This is a genomic window from Reinekea sp. G2M2-21 (assembly GCF_015687175.1).
In the GTDB taxonomy this organism is placed as follows: domain Bacteria; phylum Pseudomonadota; class Gammaproteobacteria; order Pseudomonadales; family Natronospirillaceae; genus Reinekea.
The window spans coordinates 1014242-1031591 of record NZ_JADPQG010000001.1 but is presented as its reverse complement, the minus strand read 5'-3'; the positions used below and the strand labels follow the sequence as shown (position 1 = coordinate 1031591).

The 17350-nt window shown below is 49.3% G+C and carries 15 protein-coding genes; 8 read left to right on the top strand and 7 right to left on the bottom strand.

Annotated features, from left to right (window positions below; all coding sequences use genetic code 11):
• The 4 genes from IYN85_RS04745 to IYN85_RS04730 form a co-directional block, all read right to left on the bottom strand.
• Positions 1 to 1167, bottom strand: coding sequence for an IscS subfamily cysteine desulfurase (locus IYN85_RS04745; RefSeq protein ID WP_196157680.1), 1167 nt, complete (start codon positions 1165 to 1167; stop codon positions 1 to 3).
• A complete protein-coding gene (iscR, locus tag IYN85_RS04740) occupies positions 1167 to 1658 on the bottom strand; it encodes a Fe-S cluster assembly transcriptional regulator IscR (protein WP_196157679.1) in 492 nt (163 codons plus the stop codon). Before iscR ends, IYN85_RS04745 begins: the two co-directional genes overlap by 1 nt.
• Before the next feature lie 165 nt (positions 1659 to 1823).
• Positions 1824 to 2699 (bottom strand): universal stress protein, encoded by an 876-nt coding sequence (locus tag IYN85_RS04735; RefSeq protein WP_196157678.1) that lies wholly within the window; start codon positions 2697 to 2699, stop codon positions 1824 to 1826.
• Complete coding sequence (locus tag IYN85_RS04730; protein ID WP_196157677.1) at positions 2699 to 4183, bottom strand: SulP family inorganic anion transporter; 1485 nt, start codon at positions 4181 to 4183, stop codon at positions 2699 to 2701. The genes IYN85_RS04735 and IYN85_RS04730 overlap by 1 nt, the downstream gene beginning before the upstream one ends.
• A 620-nt stretch (positions 4184 to 4803) precedes the next feature.
• On the opposite strand from IYN85_RS04730, the gene IYN85_RS04725 reads away from it, so the two are divergent.
• From IYN85_RS04725 to IYN85_RS04715, 3 genes are all read left to right on the top strand, one after another.
• Positions 4804 to 7344 carry an ExeM/NucH family extracellular endonuclease gene (locus IYN85_RS04725; protein ID WP_196157676.1) on the top strand — a complete coding sequence of 847 codons (2541 nt, stop codon included), beginning with the start codon at positions 4804 to 4806 and terminating at the stop codon, positions 7342 to 7344.
• A gap of 136 nt (positions 7345 to 7480) precedes the next feature.
• A complete protein-coding gene (locus IYN85_RS04720; protein ID WP_196157675.1) occupies positions 7481 to 8260 on the top strand; it encodes a UDP-2,3-diacylglucosamine diphosphatase in 780 nt (259 codons plus the stop codon).
• A gap of 216 nt (positions 8261 to 8476) precedes the next feature.
• Complete coding sequence (locus IYN85_RS04715) at positions 8477 to 9352, top strand: hypothetical protein (protein WP_196157674.1); 876 nt, start codon at positions 8477 to 8479, stop codon at positions 9350 to 9352.
• 74 nt (positions 9353 to 9426) lie between these two features.
• Here the strand turns inward: IYN85_RS04715 and cysE are convergent, their stop codons facing one another.
• Together cysE and trmJ are read right to left on the bottom strand one after the other, a co-directional pair.
• Positions 9427 to 10209 (bottom strand): serine O-acetyltransferase, encoded by a 783-nt coding sequence (gene cysE / locus IYN85_RS04710; protein ID WP_196157673.1) that lies wholly within the window; start codon positions 10207 to 10209, stop codon positions 9427 to 9429.
• 1 nt (position 10210) lies between these two features.
• Positions 10211 to 11002, bottom strand: a complete 792-nt coding sequence (trmJ, locus tag IYN85_RS04705; RefSeq protein WP_255533623.1) for a tRNA (cytosine(32)/uridine(32)-2'-O)-methyltransferase TrmJ — start codon at positions 11000 to 11002, stop codon at positions 10211 to 10213.
• Between the two features lie 312 nt (positions 11003 to 11314).
• Between trmJ and IYN85_RS04700 the strand changes: the two genes are divergently transcribed.
• The 3 genes from IYN85_RS04700 (at position 11315) to IYN85_RS04690 (ending at position 14150) form a co-directional block, all read left to right on the top strand.
• Positions 11315 to 12067 carry an inositol monophosphatase family protein gene (locus IYN85_RS04700; RefSeq protein WP_196157672.1) on the top strand — a complete coding sequence of 251 codons (753 nt, stop codon included), beginning with the start codon at positions 11315 to 11317 and terminating at the stop codon, positions 12065 to 12067.
• 7 nt (positions 12068 to 12074) lie between these two features.
• Positions 12075 to 13142 carry a hypothetical protein gene (locus tag IYN85_RS04695; RefSeq protein WP_196157671.1) on the top strand — a complete coding sequence of 356 codons (1068 nt, stop codon included), beginning with the start codon at positions 12075 to 12077 and terminating at the stop codon, positions 13140 to 13142.
• Between the two features lie 132 nt (positions 13143 to 13274).
• The gene (locus IYN85_RS04690) at positions 13275 to 14150 is read left to right on the top strand and encodes a hypothetical protein (RefSeq protein WP_196157670.1); all 876 of its coding nucleotides are present in this window, start codon (positions 13275 to 13277) and stop codon (positions 14148 to 14150) included.
• A 177-nt stretch (positions 14151 to 14327) separates the two neighbouring features.
• On the opposite strand, the gene IYN85_RS04685 is transcribed toward IYN85_RS04690, so the two are convergent.
• On the bottom strand, positions 14328 to 15197 hold the full coding sequence (locus IYN85_RS04685; RefSeq protein ID WP_196157669.1) for an MBL fold metallo-hydrolase: 870 nt from the start codon (positions 15195 to 15197) through the stop codon (positions 14328 to 14330).
• A 208-nt stretch (positions 15198 to 15405) separates the two neighbouring features.
• Between IYN85_RS04685 and IYN85_RS04680 the strand changes: the two genes are divergently transcribed.
• Complete coding sequence (locus IYN85_RS04680; RefSeq protein ID WP_196157668.1) at positions 15406 to 15732, top strand: TIGR01244 family sulfur transferase; 327 nt, start codon at positions 15406 to 15408, stop codon at positions 15730 to 15732.
• A 6-nt stretch (positions 15733 to 15738) separates the two neighbouring features.
• On the top strand, positions 15739 to 17343 hold the full coding sequence (locus IYN85_RS04675; RefSeq protein ID WP_196157667.1) for a SulP family inorganic anion transporter: 1605 nt from the start codon (positions 15739 to 15741) through the stop codon (positions 17341 to 17343).
• The last annotated feature ends 7 nt before the right edge of the window (positions 17344 to 17350 follow it).

Genomic DNA, 17350 nt, shown 5'->3' with positions numbered 1-17350 from the left:
TTAACCTTGTTGCTGTTCCGGGTTAGCTCGCAACCCGCTGACAGCGTCTCTGAAACTGGAAATGGCCATGTCGATATCCTCTTCAGTGGAATAACGACCTAAACTGATGCGCAATGAGCTGTGTGCCTGTGAATCGCTCAACCCCATTGCTTTTAAGACAAAAGAAGGCTCAACGGTGGCTGATGTGCAAGCCGAGCCGGATGAAATCGCCAAATTACGCACGGCCATCATCAGCGCTTCACCATCAACCCCGTGAAAGCAAACGTTTAAGTGGCCAGGTGTGCGGAGCGTCGGATGCCCATTGATGGTGACATCGCCTAACGCAGACAACCCTTGCCAGAGCCGATCCCGCAACAAACCAATGCGTTCGGCTTCTTCAGTAAAACCCGCATTGAGCAATTTTGCGGCTTCACCAATGCCGACCAACTGGTGTGTCGGCAACGTCCCTGAACGCATTCCGCGCTCGTGACCGCCGCCGTGGATCTGAGACTTCAACTGCAGTGGGCTGCGGCGCCGAACGTAGAGCGCACCAACACCTTTGGGTCCATAAAATTTATGCGCTGACATGGACAATAGTGTCACCTGCCAGGACTCAACATCGACAGGGATTTTACCAACCGCCTGAGCCGCATCGACGTGAAAATACACCCCAAGTTGCTGACAAAGCTGACCGACTTCAACAATTGGGTTGATGACACCGGTTTCGTTATTCACGGCCATCAAACTGACCAGCCGAGTCTTATCTGTCATCGCGGCCGCAATAGCGTCAACGCTAACAACACCGTCCGCGCCAGGTGAAACCACAGTCACGCTGTAGCCTAACGTTTGTAAATGTTTAACGGGATCGAGCACGGCTTTGTGTTCTGTGGCTGAGGTGATGATATGACAATCATCCGCAGCGAAGTTCTCAGCAACGCCTTTTATGGCCAGGTTATTGGATTCGGTCGCACCACTGGTCCAAACAATTTCTCGGCTATCGGCATGGAGCAAATCAGCCACTTCGTTACGGGCATCTTCAACGGCTTCTTCAGCCATCCAACCCAGCATGTGGGAACGTGACGCAGGGTTACCAAATTCGCCATCCAGCGTGAGGTAATTCATCATTTTCTCGGCGACCCGCTTATCTACAGGGGTGGTTGCCGCATAATCAAAGTATATAGGGCGCATTACTCAACCTGAGTGGTTTGGATGGTTTCTTCACGATGCATTGAAGACTGGCTCAACTTGCGATTCTGCCGTTCATTAACGGCGCGTATTTCATTACGCTCAACCAAATCTTGCAAGGTAATATCGTCAAGAAATGCATGTATTTGTTGACTGAGGTCTTGCCAAAGATGGTGTGTAAGGCAAATCTCGCCATTCTGACACCCGGATTTACCTTGGCATTTGGTGGCATCCATCGACTCTGAAACAGCATCGACCACAGACGCCACGCTGATTTCGCCGGTACTGCTACCTAAACGATAACCACCACCTGGGCCGCGCACGGAAGAGACCAACCCTTGTTTGCGCAACTTAGAGAACAACTGCTCCAGATAGGACAATGAAATACCCTGGCGTTCTGAGATATCTGCCAGGTTTATCGGGCCTTTTTGTTCATTCAATGCCAGATCAAGCATCGCGGTCACGGCGTAACGGCCTTTGGTTGTCAATTTCATACCGATCATCCAGGGTATTTTGGAAGTGGTGCGAATTATAAATACCTGACTAAAACAGTCAACTATATACCTGACTAAGTTGTGGGGTTTTTCGTCCCGAATAGCGGACAAACTGGCCAAGCCGCCCTCTCAGGGCGACCAACCTTGTGCTAAGAACAGCATGGATTAACGCAGTAACAGCAGAGGCTTATCGGTATTCAACAACATTTTCATGGTAAAACTGCCGAACACCAGCTCACGTAAACGATTGTGACTAAACGCACCCATCACCGTCAGATCAATACCATTGCTTTGCTGATACTGACACAAGGCTTCACTCGGCTCACCCAACAGCACTTTGGTGAACACCTGACGACCTGCGTTTTCCAGTTCAGTTTTCACACCACTTAATAATGCTTCACCTTCTGACTCATCTTTGGCGACATGCACAACGTGAACAGGCAATGATTTGAAAAGAGGACTGGTCTTAACCATATCCAGCGCTTTCAGACAGCAAGCACTGCCATCATAGGCGAGCATAACGGCCTTTGGCTCAATAAATTCGCGGTTTACAACAAATATCGGCCGATGCACCGATCGCACCAGCGATTCAAGATGGGCGCCCAAATGCGCGTCGCTGTCTTCATGTGCTTCACCGCGAATCCCCAGAACCACAACGCGGATTTCTTCTTCGATATCGATCAACGATTCAATCAGCGTTCCATGGCGCTGCACCGTGTAAGGATTTTCAAGCCCCGCTTTATCTGCACGAGACTTAACAGCTTCAAGCATCTGACGACCTTTCTGAATTTCCAGCTTGTTGCGCTGCTGCTCCAGCTCAGTCAATTCCGTTAACAGGTGCTCCTGAGCACCAAGACCAATAGCGCCGGTCAGGTCTGCCACGGCCGCAACGGTGTTCTGCTCAATGGCGTGTATCGCTTTAAACGGTGAAGCCAGCTGCTTACTCAACCAAACGGCATAATCACACACCGCGGAGGAAAACTGAGAGCCATCAATACAGGCAATGGTCCAGATTCTTTCTTTCTTAGGGGTATCTGCCATCAGTGGCCTCCAAGTACTTTATCGATTTCTTCCGGTTTATCATGCTTACCAAACCGGTCAATAGTGGTTTCACTGGCTTCATTTTTGCCAAAGACTTCGACCTCGGTGCCTTCGCGTCGAAACTTAATTACGACTTTATCCAGGGCTTCCACAGCAGTGATATCCCAAAAATGCGCCCGTGACAGATCAATAGCCACTTTACTGATAGCCTCTTTAAAATCAAAGGCTGCAATAAATTTATCGGCCGAATTAAAAAACACCTGTCCATGTACACTATAGGTGCGTGTATCACTTTGTTCATCCAGCGATGAGTCAATATACATAAAATGGCTGATTTTGTTGGCAAAAAACAGTGATGCCAGCAACACACCGGCGAACACACCATAAGCCAGGTTATGCGTCCAGACCACGACGACCACAGTTACGATCATCACCAAATTGGTAGACAATGGGTAGGTTTTTAGGTTTCGGATGCTGGCCCAGTTAAAAGTACCAATCGACACCATGATCATGACCGCAACCAGCGCAGCCATAGGTATTTTAGCGACCCAATCGCTAATAAAAACCACCAGTATCAGCAAAACAGTACCTGCGATGAATGTCGAAAGCCGCCCACGACCACCGGACTTCACGTTGATCACCGACTGCCCGATCATTGCACAACCAGCCATGCCACCCAACAGACCTGCCCCGATATTAGCGATGCCCTGCCCCTTACATTCACGGTTTTTGTCACTGGTGGTGTCTGTCAGATCGTCGACAATGGTCGCGGTCATCAGCGATTCAAGCAACCCAACAACCGCAAGCGGCGCGGAGTAAGGCAAAATGATTTTCAGTGTTTCAAGCGTAAACGGCACATCCGGCCACAAAAAAATAGGCAGCGTATCGGGTAACTCGCCCATATCACCAACCGTGCGGATATCCAGACCCAGGGTAATGGAAACTGCCGTTAATAACAGAATGCAGACCAAGGGCGACGGAATGGTTTTATTGATTAACGGGAACAGATAGATGATGCCAAGGCCCGCTGCCGTCATGGCGTAGACGACCCAACTGACATGGGTTAATTCCGGTAGCTGAGCCAAGAAAATCAAGATAGCTAGTGCATTGACAAACCCGGTCACCACCGAACGCGACACAAAACGCATCAGTTCACCCAGGCGCAGATATCCGGCAATAATTTGCAGCACGCCCGTTAACAGGGTTGCCGCCAACAGGTATTCCAGACCATGATTTTTGACCAACGTAACCATAAGCAATGCCATGGCACCGGTTGCAGCGGAAATCATTCCAGGTCGACCACCAACAAAGGCGATAATGACGGCAATACAGAACGATGCATACAAACCGACTTTCGGGTCTACACCTGCAATAATAGAGAACGCAATCGCTTCTGGAATCAACGCCAGTGCGACCACGAGCCCGGCCAATATGTCGCCGCGAATATTGCCAAACCATTCGGTTTTTTTCTGTGCCAATAACATTTAGTACCCCTTGCCTCTGACGAGACGACCTCGCCAGCTGATGATTGCTCAAAAAGCGCGCGAGAATACACACTGCGACCGCACAATTCAATGAACAGCCTAGCCCGGAACGTACTTCCCGTGACATTTAAAAGCAAAGAACACCGAAAACACTGCCATGAGAAATGGATTAAAAGGCCCTTCACCGCTGACCAAGAGCATTCGTGGCCTGAAGAAGTACCTGGAGCCTAGCGTGCAAATTGAACTGAAACTTGCTTGCAACCAGCGAAAACTATTATTCGATGACCTTCAATCGGCGCGCTCCCAGTTCTATTTGACGCTCGCCGATAGCTAAAGATCTTCAAACCCCACGGCCTTAACACCTCATTTTGAACAGAAAAAACGATCCGTTGTTCCAGAGGAATACACCTGTCTTAGTTAGGACAAATCGATCACCTGTCGTCGGTGAAAAAAAGTGGATTGAGAATTGACTGCACGGTCAGCCAATTGTCATAGTAGGATGCTATAACGGCTGATTAAATCGCAGGCATTTGCCAGCGTAAACAACCCGTTATTCTTGGTGTAGTCGGCTCTGCCAGTCCAACGGAATGAAAAAAAATTATAAACAGAGGGATACTCTCATGATTAAAGCTCCACTTTTGATGGTCGGGGTCTGCCTTGTTGGCAGTTTTGCCTCCGCAGACGTCATATTTTCGGAATACATAGAAGGCTCAAGCAACAACAAAGCACTGGAATTACTTAATACTGGTGATTCTTCCGTGACATTGGATGGTTACAGCATTGAACTCTATAGCAATGGGAATCTTACCGTACAAAACCAGGTCTCTTTAAGCGGCTCGCTGGAAGCTGGCAAGGTTTACGTTATTGCAAACAGCTCCGCAACAGCGGCCATTCTCGATGTTGCAGACATAACCTCAACAGTCACCTACTTCAACGGAAATGATGTACTGCTGCTGAAATACAATGGTGCGGTTGTCGACCGGATTGGCCAGCTCGGAAATTCCGACAGCTTCGGCGCCAATGTAACCCTGGTTCGTAATGATTCAATTACCAGTGGCGACCCACAATATGACCAGCCTTTTGATCCTGCGCAAGGCTGGACCAGTTACCCACAGGACACCTTCACCTACCTAGGCAATGGCAACGATGACGGAGGTCCGGTCGAACCACCTGCAGACCTGACCTGTGCCAACCCGGCCACGCTAATATCAGCCATCCAAGGCAGCGGTGCCTCGTCACCAATGGACGGTAATAAGGTTGTTGTCGAAGCTATTGTCGTTGCAGACCTGCAAGCCAGCGATGAAATGAGCGGATTCTTCATTCAGGAAGAAGACACTGACGTTGATGCAGATGCCTTCACGTCTGAAGGCTTGTTCGTTTACCACCGCAATGACGACGTCAATATTGGGGACAAAGTCCGCATTGAAGCCACCGTTGACGAATATTATGGCCTCACTCAAATCAATCAGGTTCAGAACCTGGTGGTCTGCAGCACAGGTAATTCGCTTCCTGCGGCCGCAGCTGGCACATTACCAAATGCAACAACCGACGCATTCGAAGCGATTGAGGGCATGCTGGTATCATTCACGGATACCCTCACGGTAAATGAAGTCTACAACCTGGGCCGATACGGGGAATTTTTGGTCAGCAATGGTCGACGCTTTATCCCAACGGATATCGCAGCACCTGGACCAGAAGCAGAAGCTGTCGCGGCAGCTAATCAACTCAACACTCTGCTTGTTGAAGATGGTGTGCGCACGCAAAACCCAGATCCAGTAATTTTTCCAGCGCCTGGGCTAGACGCTATGAATACACTCCGTGTGGGGAATACCGTCAACAACCTGACCGGGGTTATGAACTTCGCCTATGGTGCTTACAAACTGATCCCCACCAGTGCGCCGAACTTCAACAACGATAATCCGCGCAAAGACGCCCCAGATACCGTGGCGGACAGTGATTTGCGGATCGCCAGTTTCAACGTGCTGAATTTCTTCAATGGCGATGGACTTGGCGGCGGCTTCCCGACTGACCGTGGTGCAGATACTGCGTTAGAATTGCAACGTCAAACCGCCAAACTGGTGGCTGCGATTACGGCGATAGACGCCGATGTCGTGGGCTTGATGGAATTGGAAAATGACGGATTCGGATCAGAAAGCGCCATTGCCAGCTTAACTTCAGCCTTGAATACAGAATTGCCAGAAGCCGATCAGTACGCCTATGTTGTTCCAGGTGTTGATCAAATCGGCGACGATGCGATTACTGTGGGTATGATTTATCGACCTACGACGGTTTCCTTAACCGGTAATGCGGCGATCTTAACGTCTGCCAACTCTCCGGTAGACGATGAAGGCAACCCACTGTTTATCGATGCTCTTAACCGGCCGGCATTAGCCCAAAGCGTGATGCACAAAGACAGTGGTGAGCAACTCACGGTCGTGGTGAATCACCTTAAGTCAAAAGGCAATCGCAATTGCGCAGACTATAGCGACTGTGACGTCGGCCAGGGTGCTTATAACCTGACCCGAACCAAAGCAGCGCTCGCCTTGGGTCAATGGCTGGACGGCAATCCAACGGGACAGGTCAACGACAAGATCCTGTTGATGGGTGATTTAAACTCTTACAGCAAAGAAGATCCGATTTCTGCCTTACTGGGCAATGGCTTTAACTTAATTAAAGCAAACGGCAGTTATTCGTATGTCTTCAGTGGCGAGACCGGCAGTTTGGATCACGCACTGGCCACCGCTGCGTTGTTGTCTGATGTAGTAAACGTTCAAGATTGGCATATCAACACCGATGAGCCTCTTGCTCTGGACTACAATACGGAGTACAAATCTGAGACACAGATACAATCGCTTTACGCTCCAACGCCATTCCGTTCATCGGATCATGATCCAGTCATCGTTGACTTTGCATTCAATCAGGCCCCTGTAGCAGAGCTGTCTGTTTACCGATTTCTGTTTTGGTATATTTTTGTCAGCGACAGCTTTGATCCTGATGGTGTATTGGATTCGCAGACGTGGCATCTCGGCAACTACCAGATAAACAGTGACTGGTTCGCGGTACCTCGTCCATTTGTCCATCGCAATCATATCCGCGAGGTTACGTTGACCGTGACTGACAGTGATGGCGCAACCGATAGTGTGACCGAATCGTTCCGTTAAGATCGCGCTAACCATTACAGTTCGCCTGACTTCCCGGTCAGGCGAACTGTCATTGAAATTTCACCCGATAGACATCATTCATTCATTTGCCCACTCTAGTCTAAGTCGTCATGTTATGTGACCAGACAGGTGCGCCATGTCCTCAAAACAAAAAGTCCGATCGCTTTTTATCTCCGATGTTCACCTGGCAAATCCAAACAGCCAGGCGAAAAAACTATATGATTTTCTCAATAACATCGAAGCCGACTATCTTTTTTTACTGGGTGATATTGTCGATCTGTGGAAGCTCAGCAGCCACAAAGGTCGTTGGTACAAAGAACATGAACTGGTTCTAAAACAGATAATGGAGTTTGCAAGATCTGGCACGCGGATTATTTATATACCCGGCAATCATGATCCCTTCTTTAGACATTTCGTCGGCTCGCATCTCGGCCCCGTGGAAGTACATGAAGAATACATCCATTCGTTAGCGACTGAGCAAACGCTGTTACTTATCCATGGTGATCGTTTCGACGACGAACTCTATATGGGCGATGCCTGGCACGTTATCGGAGAGTGGCTATACGAAGGAATTGTCAGTGCAAATCGCTGGCTGAATGTCGTCAGGCACAAACTGGACAAACCCTATTGGTCACTGTCCGTTGCACTAAAAATGAACAGTAAAAAAGCACGCCATTATATTGAGCGGTTCGAAAATCTAGCGGTCAACTACGCCCGGAGCCAGGGCACCGACGGCGTGATCTGCGGACACATTCACCAGAGTAAACTTACCTATATCGATGGAATGATTTATGGAAACGATGGTGATTGGGTAGAAACTTGTTCCGCTCTCGTGGAAACCCAAGAAGGCTACTTAGAACTATTAAGCGTCAATGCGTCGCACGACCCCGTTTCAGCGCGTCTCGCGACCGCCTGAAACACAGGTTTCGATGGACCGATCATTGGCAGGGTTAAAAATCCATTTTCCGGGTCCCATGCAGAAACCAGAGTCACCAAATGGACCTGTGTCTCAGGCAAACAGTGAAGGCCTCCAATGCAAATTGTCTAGTGCATCACAACCTGGGCAACTGCACTTGGTAATTACCCGATGTAAACGCACAATAGCGGGGGTAATCGCAAGGAACCGCATGTTATGCTTCTACTGCTTGTCATTCTCAGCACTGCTCTGTTAATCTGCCTGATTGGGTTTTGGTCAACTCGACTGTACCCTGCGGCAAGACCTTTTCGTTACAACCAAGCGCCCGATGTGCATATTCCCGAAGCCCGTAAAACCATGCTTCACAACACTCTGGCCGCGAAGCATCAGCTTCAGGATATTATCGCTGGTGCCCTGAGCGACGCCGAGCGCATTGCAGCACTGACAGAGTGGACTCACCAATTATGGCACCCACAATCGGGACGTCACGCTAAAAGCGACAATCCGATTACCATCATCAGCCGGGCTCAGAAAGGCGAACGCTTTGCGCGCAGCGACTATTCCATTGTACTGGCTCATGCCATGATGGCCGTAGGAATACCGACTCGCGTGGTGAGACTACGGACTAGAGACTGCGCATGGCGTCCCCTTGCCAGTAGCTATCTGGGTATCGAATATTTTGATCAAGAACATTTCAAATGGGTGTGGTTGGACGGTCGATACGGAATTCGCTTGTTACAAAGTGGCAAACCGTTGAACGTTCTAGAAATCAAAGAAGCCTATCTGCAAAAGCAACTCATGGAAGTGCAGCCGGATTACGTCGATATTGATGTCGAAGAATACGGCAACCTGTTAGCACCGTTTTTGGACATTATTGTGGCCTGCCCTATTGGTCAATCCAAACACTATGCATTGATTCCTCCTCAGCTGAATTTGCTGCATAACAAATGGGGGTTTGCAGAACGGCTCTACGATATCAGCTGTCACTCCGTCGTGTCTTTCTACGCCAGCCACCCAATCAAACAGTTAACGCGACCGCATAAAACCCAGGCCATCGATATCCGCACGGGTCGAGCAGTTTCGAATTTTTAACGTTGCCTAATTTTCACTAACCGAAAAAAAAGCTCACCTTGGTGAGCTTTTTTTACTTCTAAAGTCGGTAGATTTTAAGCCGAATTCTGTTTATCTGAGTCTTCTATCGAAGCGAAATCTTCTTCGCGTAATTCGGGTAATTCCATCGCTTTAAAATTCTTATCCAGCTTTTGCAGCGTACTGCACATCCGTTCCATCCGTTCATCTTGGGCGTGAACATGATCCAACAAGGCTTTGATCGCGTGCGCCGTGACATCGGGCATTTCAGCGACACCATAGGCATCGAACCCCATCCGCTTGGCCAACTCCTGCTGTTCATCACTGAACGGCAACACCCGTTCACCGTGCTGACGAACAACACGCCCTGGTATGCCCACGACAGTAGCACCTTCCGGCACTTCTTTGGTCACCACCGCGTTGGAACCGATCCGGGCATTTTTGCCAACGGTAAAAGGTCCCAGCACCTTTGCTCCAGCACCAACAATTACCCCATCTTCAAGTGTTGGGTGTCGCTTGCCTTTCTTCCAACTGGTTCCGCCTAACGTCACGCCTTGATAGACGGTAACATCATCGCCAATTTCGGCCGTTTCACCAATCACGATGCCCATACCATGATCAATGAAGAATCGACGGCCAATTGTGGCACCGGGATGAATCTCAATTCCGGTAATCCAACGGGAAATCTGCGATAGCCAGCGTGCAAGTGTTTTAAGGTTCCATAACCATAACCGGTGCGTAACCCGATGAAACAAGACTGCGTGCAAACCTGGATAGTTGAGTAGAACCTCAAACCAGCTGCGCGCGGCGGGGTCTCTGTCGAAGACACTGCGAATATCTTCTTTTAGTCCGGAAAACATATTAGGGTTTCCTTAACTGTTTATCGATGTGACTGAGCATGCCACGCAGAATATTTGCTTCGACTTCGTCCGGCTGGGCGCGTAGAAATAAGCGTCGAACTTTGCTCATTAATGTTCTCGGGTTAGTGGGGTCAAGAAAATCAATATCAACCAACAATTTTTGCCAATGTTCGAAAAGTCCTTCCAGTTGCGCCGACGACGCCAATGGCTGGTCCCATTCGACACCCCACAATGGTTTCTCTTCACCGGTGGCCAGCTGTGCTGACATACGCAACTCATAGCATAGCACCTGGACAGCAGCAGCAACATTCAGAGAACTGTAATCAGGGTTGGCGGGAATATTCACATGACAATGGCAGCGGGCCAACTCTTCGTTGGTTAAACCACTGCGTTCTCGACCCAGCACCACGGCCACATTCGTATTGGTAGGCAAAGCCAGAACCTGTTGTGCCATCTCTCTTGGGTTTACCAAAGGCCAAGGTAAGTTACGAGACCGCGCCGACGCCCCCACCACAAACCCACAATCAGACACAGCCTGCTCCAGCGAATCGACCACCTGAGCATGTTCGAGCACATCGGTTGCTCCGGAAGACATCGCGATGGCTTCATCTGACGGAAACTGCTTAGGCGTCACCAACACCAAGCGATTCAATCCCATCGTCTTCATAGCCCGAGCTGCTGCACCAATATTACCCGAATGCGAGGTGTCGACCATGACGATACGAATGTTGGCTAATACAGTAGGTTCCAGAGAGTTCGATTGCTGTTCCACAAATACGTTTCCAATGTTCAAGGTACTTCCAATGATACGTGCAAAGGCCGAGAAGCGCCAAATCAACTGAACACAGTGAAGAACAGATGACACCTTAATTGAACCTCAAATGGACAGTGACAAAGGAAAATTGTTTAATCTTTAACCTTTATTTTCATAGACATTTTCGTGTATTATCCGCGCCCCGTTTGAATCCGTGGTTAGATTCATGCAAGTGACGCCAACAGTCGCCTCACTGAAGTGCTTTTTAACAAGTCCTTACGGACCAGAATTTCCCAAATCCATTGCGTCCTGTGCGCAGTGAATGACTTTGTCTGTGTGAGAGAAAAAAAAATGCAACCGATCGTGACCATCGCATTACGAGCTGCGCAAAGCGCTGCCGACAAATTGAACTACACCGTGAATAACATTTCACAGCTGACCGCGGAAGGTGCAACCCGTAAGGACGTGTTTGACAAAGCGATTGAGGACGCTGCCTGGCGTGCCCGTAAGGTCATTCGTACCGCTCACACCCGCCATCACATCGATTCCGTGCAAATTGGCATGGAAGAAAGCCGTGAGTGGGATGGTCAGTCCCGTTGGTTAATCGACGTTGCCGCGGGTGAAGTTAACCTGCGCAATGGCTACCCATCTTTTCTGGTTAATATCGCGCTGTACACCAAAGACAAAATCGATTGTGTGGCCATCGTCAATCCGATGACCGAAGAAGCTATGACGGCATCAAAAGGACGGGGCGTTCAATTTGGCGACCGTCGGGTCCGCGCCGAGTATGCACCTCTCAGCAATGCCGTTTGCGCCATTGAAACCAGTTCAGTCGAGTTACTCAGCAAATGGCAGGAAGTCAGTGCTGGTTTACGCATGACCGGTTGCGCGCTGCAAAGCTTTGTCGATCTGGCTGCCGGACGTGTCAATATTGCCCTCGCCGACAAAATGAGCCCCGCCGATCTGTCTTCTGCTTTGCTCATCGCTCAGGAATCTGGTGCGTTAACCGGTGATGTAAATGGCAAACCCGTTAAGCAGGACCGTGGCGAGTTACTGGCGGCCGCACCAAAACTCTTCAAACAGTTAATGCCACTCGGCCGGTAAACGAGTCATGTCTCAACCGATCCAGATTTTCGCCGGTCAACACGCTTATGAGCATATTGCCGAACGAGGTCTCAAACCAGAGCATATTCGGGTCATTATGGGCGCCTCTGGCGGTCCGAAATGGTTTGTTCTGAGTAATCTGGATCGCTACTTAGTTAACCATTGGTTACCGTCCATGCCGGACAGCGTTGAGCTGATTGGCAGCTCCATCGGCGCTTGGCGTATGTCCGCCTACGCTGGGGCCAGCCCGCTGTCGGCCATTGATCTGCTTGAACACGAGTATCTGCATCAGCGCTACAGCGGTAAGCCATCCATTGAGGAAGTATCGAAGTCGGTCCATGATCTGCTTGACACATTCATGTCACTCGATGACCTGAATCACCATCATCGTAAAAAACTTAATATTGTTTCAGCACGTGCTAAAGGCTTGTCCCGGTTTGAACCCAAATGGATACAAGGCGTGGCTTTAGCGGGCGTAGCCTTCGGCAACGCGATTTCAAGACGTTCCCTGCCGTTTTGGTTTGATCGGGTTATTTTCCATTCCCGTGAGGCGTCTCTGCCAGTACAGCAATGGGATCAGTTTCATACTCGCCACGTCGAGTTAACGCGGCATAATTATCGCGACGCTCTGCTGTCCAGCGGTGCGATACCGGTGGTTATTGAAGGAGTAAAAAACCCCAGCGGAGCCCCTTCGGGCATGTATCGAGATGGCGGCATGGTCGATTATCATTTCGACTTGCCCATTAAACCCAAAGACGGACTCGTACTCTACCCTCACTTCGCGCCAATGCTGAAGCCAGGCTGGTTTGACAAAGCACTGGCCTGGCGCAAAGTTCAAGCACAAAACTATTCACACACCGTTGTTATCAGCCCCAGCCGAGCGTTTGTAGAGTCGCTGCCGTATCAGAAAATTCCTGACCGTAAAGACTTCGAGCGATTGGATAACGACACTCGCATCAAATATTGGCTACAAGTAGTGGACCGAAATAAAGCGTTAACCGACGCCTTTGACCAATGGCTGCACAGCCCTGATATGATCGCTGCCGTAGAGCCGATTTCCGCTTTAGCGCGCTAGCCTGATTCGATTTAACTGAACGCAAGCTGAACGAAACATCCCTACTCTCGTATTCATTTTTATCAACCTTCCCGGCTATTCAGACTTCATTCAGTCTGACTATTGCATAGTACTCTCAAAAGGAGAGCCACTATGTGCAACGTAAAAACCAAATCAAATTTAGCAATGCTATTGAAACAAATCAGCGCCATGAGCATTGCTGCACTCACCCTCACAGGTTGTTATGTGGAAGTAAGTCACGAGCATGAGGCCTATGTCGACACGGAAGTTACTTACGCGAATAACATTACTGATTACTCGACCAAATTCCTAGTCGATGCAGCACTAATTCCTTTCGTACTGACAGCAGAAAGTCCCTATATGGTCATTAACCCAGACAGTTACACCACACCTCGTACTCGCAACCTGAGCCGTGCGTTGATTACCGAAACAACCTATGCCTACCTATTTGACAACTGGGACTGTGACTACGGCGGCTACACCCAAACCGAAGCTGAAGCCAACACAACCAGCTACGACGATGGTTACACCTTTGTAGAACTAACCATGAATGCGAAAGCAAATGACTGCGAAGTTGTCAGTCAAGGCAGCTTTCATCTGGTCAACAGCAATGTCAATTACGACGTCACCGGTTGGTATGATGACTGGGAACACGAAGTCAGCTCTATCGAAGCCGAGTTAACCGGAAGCGTGCAGATTGATTACAACGGGAAATTCATCAGCCACAGCGGCATGAATTTCGAAGCCAGTACGTTATCCGCCAGCGACTTTACTTACGACGGTTCAAGCACCGTGGTGTTGGACGATGGTGTCGACATTCAACAGGTCACCATGACCACTCGCAACGACGTCCATATTTATCTCGGCATGGATCATCCACACGCCGGAAAGATCAGATTCAAACAATTCGACTATGACGTCACGCTGGAGTTCGACAGTCAAGGCGTCACCCGTACGGACAGCAACAGCTACAGTCGCTACCGCACTTGGTCGGAACTGGGTTTTTAAAAATAACAAAAACAATAACAAAAACTGCTACGCACTAAGCCGGCATCTTCTGTCGGCCTTTTTTATATTACCAGCAGCAAAAAGCCCGGAACATATCCGGGCTTTATTCATCCTGCTTACGTCCAGGGGTATTGCTGGGCTTTTAATCGCCCGTCTTGAGGTTTTGCCTCAAAATCGTTACAGCGCATTCAATGGAACTTTAATATAGGCGGTTCCATTTCGCTCTGCTGGCGGCATTTCACCAGCTCGCATATTAATCTGCACAGAAGGCAAAATGAGCGTAGGCATATCCAACGTTGCATCACGTTCGCTGCGCATTTTTACAAATTCATCAACGCTTACTTTCTCGTTAACATGAATGTTGCGCTCGCGTTCTTCCTTCACCGTGGTCAGATATTGGTACTCTCGACCATTGGGACCATAATCATGACACATATAGAGTTTAGTCGAATCTGGCAGACTTAGTATCCGCTTTACAGAATTAAACAAAACTGTTGCGTCACCGCCTGGGAAGTCGCATCTCGCCGTACCCTGATCAGGCATAAATATCGTGTCGCCGACGAAGGCATGTTCGTTGTCCACGACATAAGTCGAACAGGCTGGTGTGTGTCCTGGTGTGTGCATCACGGTCACGGTTAACGCACCGACCTGAAAAGTATCGTTGTCACTAAATAAGCGATCAAATTGTGAACCATCGGTTCTGAACTCATCTTCGACATTGAAAATAGTCTTAAATGTCTTCTGTACCGCATTGATATGACTGCCAATGGCAGTTTTACCCCCTAATTTTGCTTTCAGGTATGGTGCCGCAGATAAATGGTCGGCGTGCACATGGGTTTCAACGATCCATTCCACCGTCAAATCTTGCTCTCCCACATAGGCAATGACTTCGTCGGCTGAAGCTGTGGCAGTACGACCGGATTTCGGATCATAATCCAGAACCGAGTCGACGATCAGTGCTTTACGACTGTCGGCATCATGCATCACATGGGTGTAGGTGAAGGTTGCAGGGTCGAAAAACGTTTTCACTGTGGCTATTGGTTTCATGAAATCTCTCCACTCAAATACCTTATATTAGAAATTACTAAATTAGATTTAGTTATAATATAATTCGATTTCGCGATAAGCAAGTCTTTATTCGAATATCCTAATATACGAATTCAACCGTAAGGATTTGCGTAAGCTAAACTGTTCAATTGAACAGTGATTTCTTATGATGCAGTTCAAATCGCCCAATATCAGCGGAGAAATATTTATGAGTTGGACACAAATCGCCGAAAACTACTGGGTTAGCCCTCAGATCGATGAAACTCAGGTTGCCCAGGCTTCTGAACAGGGTTTCCAAGTCATCGTTTGTAACCGACCGGATGGGGAGTCCTTCGATCAAATTCCCAGTGACACCATTGCCAGTGCTGCACAGGAAAAAGGCCTGGAATTCGTTTACCTGCCCATGAACGGACCAAATTTTACCGAAGACTACGTAAGCACCGTGAAACAACTCAATGCAGACGGAAAGAAAGTCTTGGCTTATTGCCGTTCCGGCAACCGCAGCTCAATCTTGTATAACGCTGCCACTGCCTGATCGTCCATGCAGCGGTCTAACTTGCTACCGAAAGCCAGCGATATTAACGCTGGCTTTTTAGTGGCGCTCGTCGGAATTCCGCAATGTCTCGCTTACGCCATGCTTTCTGGCTTACCCCCCATGTATGGCCTGGTGACGGCTGCTATTCCTGGCATGATTGCCGCCCTGTTCGGTCGAAGTGCTGGCGTCACCGTTGGCCCAACCAATACGACCGGGCTGATCATCCTAACTTCTCTATCACCTTGGGCCGGACAACCGGAACTACTATTAACAGCCATGGCAACGCTGGCCTTTTTAGCAGGAGTCGCCAGGCTGATCATCGTCTTGATGCGCGGCGAGCGAATTTTCGATTTCGTCCCTGAAGCGGTCATGGTCGGTTTCGCAACCGGGGCCGCGATCATTATTGCATTAATGCAGATCGACGAGCTGCTAGGCGCGCCATTTCGCCACGTCGACAATGTCATCGATGAACTGCGCCAGTTGGCTTTTTACCCTTGGGAGGCATTGAGTTTTTCCAGCTTAGGGCTTGGTTTATTCGCACTGATCTCCGTTGTGGTCGGAAACCGTTTCTATCCCAAACTGCCTATCCCACTCGTGATTTTGCTGATCAGTATCATGCTGGTCTGGTTTCAGCTCACCCCTTTCAGCCAACACTGGGTCACCCTTGGGGACAGTACGTTCATTGAAGATGGTTGGCCTTCGATCAACAAAATGCTGCCCACCTGGTCGATGTTCCAGGCGCTTATTGTACCCGGGTTTGCAGTTGCTTTTATCGGTTCTCTGGAGCTGATCGTCACATTGCGCAACCGTAATGAACCTCATTTTTTACGCTCTGAATTGCGCAGTCAGGGTTTGGCGAATATTGCCGGAAGTTTAATGGGCTGCTTCCCAGCGAGCACGTCCCTTACCCGCTCAGTGTTGTTGGATATTGGTGGCGCAAACTCGCGTTGGGCGCCGTTTTTAGCAGCCTTAATTGTAGTACCCATCGTCTTGTTTGGTGCTCACGCTATTCGTGCAATTCCGCAACCGGTGATTTCGGGGTTATTGATCGCAACCGCTATTTCAATGCTAAAACCCAAGGGAATTCGACAAATGATCTCGGGCAACAGTCAAACGAGAACTCTGTTTTTGATTACACTGGGCAGTACCCTGATCCTGAATTTTCACGAGGCCATATTGTTGGGTACCGCGTTGGGCATTGTTTTATTTCTATTTCAGGCCTCACAAACCAACATTGAGGTTTACGACGTACACCCCGATGGTCAACTTCGTCCAATGCTTGAGGATGCGCCTGCTTCCCATCAATTAATTCAGGTTTCCGGCAGCCTGTATTTTGCCGCCGCGCGGCAATTGCCGGATCGGTTGGACCCACATTTGCGGCCGGAAACCGAGATGGTGACTCTGGATCTCAGTCATGCTCATCATTGTCGAGTCGCAGCCGTACAAGCCCTGCTGACGATCGCAGAACACTGCAGCTTTCGGGATATCCGCATTGAAATCACTGGGGCTTCACCGTCTCTGAAAGCGCTAGCCCATAATTTAGGGGTCCGCCTGCCCTGGAGTACCAAAACTATCCGACTCACCTTGTCTGCGGAAGACGACGCGCTTTGAAGAATTG